The organism is Actinobaculum sp. oral taxon 183 str. F0552 (assembly GCF_000466165.1).
Classification (GTDB): domain Bacteria; phylum Actinomycetota; class Actinomycetes; order Actinomycetales; family Actinomycetaceae; genus Peptidiphaga.
Map to the genome: position 1 here is coordinate 1 of NZ_KE951465.1, position 4,229 is coordinate 4,229.

5 protein-coding genes are annotated in these 4,229 nt (G+C 71.6%); 1 reads left to right on the forward strand and 4 read right to left on the reverse strand.

The window, feature by feature from the left end:
- Nucleotides 1-184: 184 nt before the first annotated feature.
- From HMPREF0043_RS08815 to upp, 3 genes are all read right to left on the reverse strand, one after another.
- Complete coding sequence (locus tag HMPREF0043_RS08815; RefSeq protein WP_021602701.1) at nt 185-1,324, reverse strand: alpha/beta hydrolase; 1,140 nt, start codon at nt 1,322-1,324, stop codon at nt 185-187.
- A gap of 17 nt (nt 1,325-1,341) precedes the next feature.
- The gene (locus tag HMPREF0043_RS10795) at nt 1,342-1,737 is read right to left on the reverse strand and encodes a SemiSWEET family transporter (protein WP_021602702.1); all 396 of its coding nucleotides are present in this window, start codon (nt 1,735-1,737) and stop codon (nt 1,342-1,344) included.
- Between the two features lie 327 nt (nt 1,738-2,064).
- Nucleotides 2,065-2,703, reverse strand: coding sequence for a uracil phosphoribosyltransferase (gene upp, locus HMPREF0043_RS08825; protein ID WP_021602703.1), 639 nt, complete (start codon nt 2,701-2,703; stop codon nt 2,065-2,067).
- Nucleotides 2,704-2,909: 206 nt separating this feature from the next.
- Here upp and tadA point away from each other — a divergent pair, with 206 nt between their 5' ends.
- Nucleotides 2,910-3,386, forward strand: a complete 477-nt coding sequence (gene tadA, locus HMPREF0043_RS08830) for a tRNA adenosine(34) deaminase TadA (RefSeq protein WP_021602704.1) — start codon at nt 2,910-2,912, stop codon at nt 3,384-3,386.
- 65 nt (nt 3,387-3,451) lie between these two features.
- On the opposite strand, the gene HMPREF0043_RS08835 is transcribed toward tadA, so the two are convergent.
- On the reverse strand, nt 3,452-4,000 hold the full coding sequence (locus HMPREF0043_RS08835) for an NAD(P)H-dependent oxidoreductase (protein ID WP_021602705.1): 549 nt from the start codon (nt 3,998-4,000) through the stop codon (nt 3,452-3,454).
- Nucleotides 4,001-4,229 lie beyond the last annotated feature (229 nt).

Sequence of the window (4,229 nt, forward strand, 5' to 3'; positions counted from 1 at the left end):
GCGTCGCGGTCCGGGCGCCCGCCGGCCGCCGAACGGCTCGGTCCGCGGCGCGCCCGGACGCGGCGGCCTTGCGGCGATTCTTCTTGGACATGCTGTTCCTCCTCGGGATTCCAGGCTCAGGATACGCGACCCGGCATGCGCGCGGGAATCCGGCGCCCGGCCGTGAGCTACAGCCCCGGTGGCGTCACAGCCCCAGCGTCCGCGCCACCCAGGCGGTGACTTCCCGCGTGTACAGTTCGCGGGCGGGCCTTTCGGACAGGGCGAGGTCGTGGCGCCCGCCTGGGACCTCGAGCGTCTCGACGTCGGGGGAGAGCAGCGGCGCCAGGCGCTTCATATCCTCGACGCCGAGCACGCAGTCCCTGTTCGCCAGTTCCCTCCTCCTCGGGAGCTTCGGGTGGCCGGAGGCGTCTGAGTGGGCGACGAGCAGCGGCGCGTCGATGCGCACCCCTCCGGCGGCCACGCGCGCCTGGGCGCGGCGGACCGTGCGGAAGAAACCCGCCCGGACGGGGGTGACGACCAGCGGTTTGTGCGCGGGGTCGAAGTCGAACTCGCCGCCGTAGTCCCTGTGGAGGGAGCGCGCGTAGCGCGGCAGCAGCCAGCTGATCGGAGTGGACGGGGAGCGCGCGCCGAGGCGGTCGACGGCGCGGGTGAGCGGCCCGCGTTCCAGGCGCGACCCGTAATGGTCCAGCCACGGCGAGTTCAAGACGACCGCGTCCACCGTGCCGGGGTGGTCCGCCGCCCACAGCGCGGCCTGCAGGCCGCCGGTCGAATGCCCGATGAGGACGATGCGTTCGGCGCCGAGCTCGCGCAGGCGGTCGAGCGCCAAGCCGATCTCCTCTTCGCGGACGTAGATGTCGCGGAGGTCGTCGCGGGAGGCCGCCGACCTGGTCGCGCGCCCGCACCGGCGCATGTCCAGGCCGGCCAGCGGGACGCCCAGGGCGCGGAAGGCGGCCGCCTGGCCGACGTGGCAGAAGGTGTCGAGGAAGCCCGGCAGGTAGAGGGCCGCCGCCTTCGATTCGGCCGCCAGGCGCCCGGCGTCGCGTTCGTGCACGAGCACGGCGACGTCGGGCCTGCCGGGCGGGCGGCCGCCGTCGTCCTCGGACAGGGCGAAGGACGTGGCGACCCATTCGGGGCCGAGGTAGTCCGGGCCGGACAGACGGCTTCCGGGCGCGGGCGCCTGTCCGGGCCCCGACGGCCTCCCGGCCGGTGCGGGCTGAGCCGGTGCGGACGTGCGGGTTCGGGCGAATGCCTCGCCTCGGCGCGGCCTCCCGCGCGACGCGCGCGGCGAGGGCCCGGCCGGTGCGGACGTGCGGCTTTCGAACATGGCCGGCGGCTGCGGGGCTACAGGCCGGTCACGGCCGCGAGCGCTCCGAACAGGATGCCCGGCATGTTGGCCACGGCGATGGGCCAGTCCCGCTTGGGGCGCCACAGCCCGTAGATCGTCCACAGGGTGCAGTTGATCATCGTGACGAAGGGCTGGAGCGGGTTGGTCTTGTGGCCGTCGAGGTTGTTCATGATCTGCGGGATGTAGGAGACGAACATCGCGATCGCCATGACCGAGGCGATGGGGCCGATGATCCGTATGGCCCGCTGCTGCACGGGGCCGCCGCGCCGCTCGTAGGCCGTGCGCGGCCGGTCCGCCTCCTGCGCATGGGCCGATTCCTGGACGTGGGCGGGCTGGTCGGATGCCGGGGCGGTGTCGCCCGAATCCGCATCGGGGGTGTGACGTGGTGCCATCGAATTTTCCTTAGTCCGTGAGGTTGGCGCATATCTAGCATGTCACGGTTCGATGGCGATGGCACGGGGTTTCGCCCGGCGGTTAGGTGCCGGCTCACAGGGTTGGACGGCTCGCAGGGGTGGTGTGGACGGGCCGGGGAGGCGTGGACGGGCCGGCGGCCGGCTCTCCGGCCGGCCCCGCCCGCACGTCGAGTATGAAGGCGCAACCTTGCGATACACTGCCTGGAACTTGGGATTCCCATGGGAAGGGGCCGCCGGCCCTACCCGCCGGCTTTCATGGGGGTTCGGACCGTCGGCCCGGTTCTGCCCGTCGCGGGGTTCGGACCGCTAGTCCACGACGCCGTAGAGGCGGTCTCCTGCGTCGCCCAGCCCCGGGACGATGTAGCCGCGGTCGTTGAGGCGCTCGTCGATCGCGGCGACGACGATCGTCACCTCCGCCCGCCCGCCGACGGCCTCCGTGACGTTGGCCAGCCCCTCGGGCGCGGCGAGCAGGCAGACGCACGTGACGTCCCGGGCGCCGCGTTCGAGCAGGTAGTTGATCGAGTCGATGAGGGTGTGGCCGGTCGCGAGCATCGGATCGAGGATGTAGCACTGGCGGCCCGACAGGTCGTCGGGCAGGCGGTTGGCGTAGGTGACGGCCTCGAGGGTCTCCTCGTCGCGCTTCATCCCTAGGAAGCCGACCTCCGCGGTGGGCAGGAGCTTGACCATGCCTTCCAGCATTCCCAGGCCCGCGCGCAGGATCGGGACGACGATCGGGCGCGGGGTGGCGAGTTTGACGCCTGTGGCCGAAGCGACGGGGGTGTCGATCGCGACGTCCCGGACCGCCACGTCGCGGGTGGCCTCGTAGGCGAGGAGGGTGACCAGCTCGTCGACGAGCTGTCGGAAGACGGGGGAGGGAGTCGAGCGCTCCCGCAGAAGCGTGAGTTTGTGGGCGACGAGTGGATGGTCGATGACTCGGGTGCGCATGTGCCGATCGTATCAGCGGGGCGGCGGTGAACGGCTCGCGCACCCGGCGTGCATAGACGTAGGGATTCATAGATGGATTCCTAGCTCGCTCCACTCGCCGCCCGTCCGCGCGGGCGGCCGGCGGCGCGCTCCGTGCAACGACGTCCGCACGAAGATACTCGCGTTTTGGCGGGGAAACTTCGCGCCTTCCGTGCAAGACTTGGACCATGTTCGAGGTGGAGTACGAGTGGATCGGCCATGCGATGGAATTGGCCGAATTAGCCGAGGCCACGGGGGATGTGCCGGTCGGCGCGCTCGTCGTGTGGGAGGGGCAGTCGATCGGTTGCGGATACAACACGAGGGAGGCAGAAGACGACCCCGCCGGGCACGCCGAGATCACGGCGTTGCGGCGCGCCGCCTCCGCCATGTGCGACTGGCGGCTGCCGAACTGCGACCTGTACGTCACGCTCGAGCCGTGCACGATGTGCGCGGGGGCGATCGTGGCCGCACGCATACGGCGCGTGGTCTTCGGCGCGTGGGACCCGAAGGCGGGTGCGGCGGGGTCGGTGCGCGACGTGCTGCGCGACGCTCGCTCCAACCACCGGGTCGAGGTGATCGGGGGGGTGCGCGAGGACGAATGCGCGGCCCAGCTCACGGCCTTCTTCAGGCGTCAGGGGAAGAAGGCCGTCGGCCGAGTCGGGTGAACGGCCGGGGTCGGGCGAGCCCGGACCTCGCGCTTCCGGCCCGGACGGGCCAGAAGCGGCATGCCTCACTCGTAGTCGCCGAGGGGCTCCAAGGAGTCCGAGGTGATGTATACGGCGTAGGCCGCGGCTCTGGCGTCGAGTTCGGCGGCGGACATCGAGACGGCGCCCGCCGTGACGAAGGGTTTGGCGAACGTGGTGCCGATGAGGTTGCTCGTCGCCTGGAATGGGCGCAGGAGCTCGGTGACCTCGTATTTGGCTGCGCCGTCGCGGCGGTAGGCCGCGCCGGGGGCACCGGGGGAGACGGCGACGACCATCTCCTTGCCGTGCAGGGCGTCGCCCGTCGGGCCGTAGGCCCATCCGTAGGTCAGGACGTCGTCCTCCCACTTCTTCAGCAGCGGCGGGCAAGAGTACCAGTACATCGGGAATTGGAGGACGATGCGGTCGCTGGCCGTCAGCGCGGCCTGTTCGGCGGCGACGTCGATCCGGAAGTCCGGGTAGAGGTCGTAGAGGCGGCGGACGGTGACGCCGTCCTGCTTCTCGGCCTCGGCCGCGAGCCGCGCGTTGACGGTGGAAGCGGCGAAGTTCGGGTGGAAGACGAAGACCGTGGTGGCCATCGGATGCCTTTCGGAGAGGGGAAAGCGGACGGTTCGACAGTAGGGGTCGGCCGGTCCGGGATCAAAGTCGGCCGGTCCGGGATCAAAGGGGTGTCGGAGATTTCGCCGACGGCGTGCCAGCGCCGAGCGCGGCGAGGTCGGGCGCGTTCGGAGGGCTCGGCGTGCCGGCCGGGCGGCGTCGCCCGGTTTCGCGGCGGGCCCGCATGCCGGGGTGCCTGCGACGGTCGGC

Excerpts from the sequence above, each read along its gene's own strand:
- HMPREF0043_RS08815 (WP_021602701.1), bottom strand. The coding sequence starts at position 1,324 with ATGTTCGAAAGCCGCACGTCCGCACCGGCCGGGCCCTCGCCGCGCGCG.
- HMPREF0043_RS10795 (WP_021602702.1), bottom strand. The coding sequence starts at position 1,737 with ATGGCACCACGTCACACCCCCGATGCGGATTCGGGCGACACCGCCCCG.
- upp (WP_021602703.1), bottom strand. The coding sequence starts at position 2,703 with ATGCGCACCCGAGTCATCGACCATCCACTCGTCGCCCACAAACTCACG.
- tadA (WP_021602704.1), top strand. The coding sequence starts at position 2,910 with ATGTTCGAGGTGGAGTACGAGTGGATCGGCCATGCGATGGAATTGGCC.
- HMPREF0043_RS08835 (WP_021602705.1), bottom strand. The coding sequence starts at position 4,000 with ATGGCCACCACGGTCTTCGTCTTCCACCCGAACTTCGCCGCTTCCACC.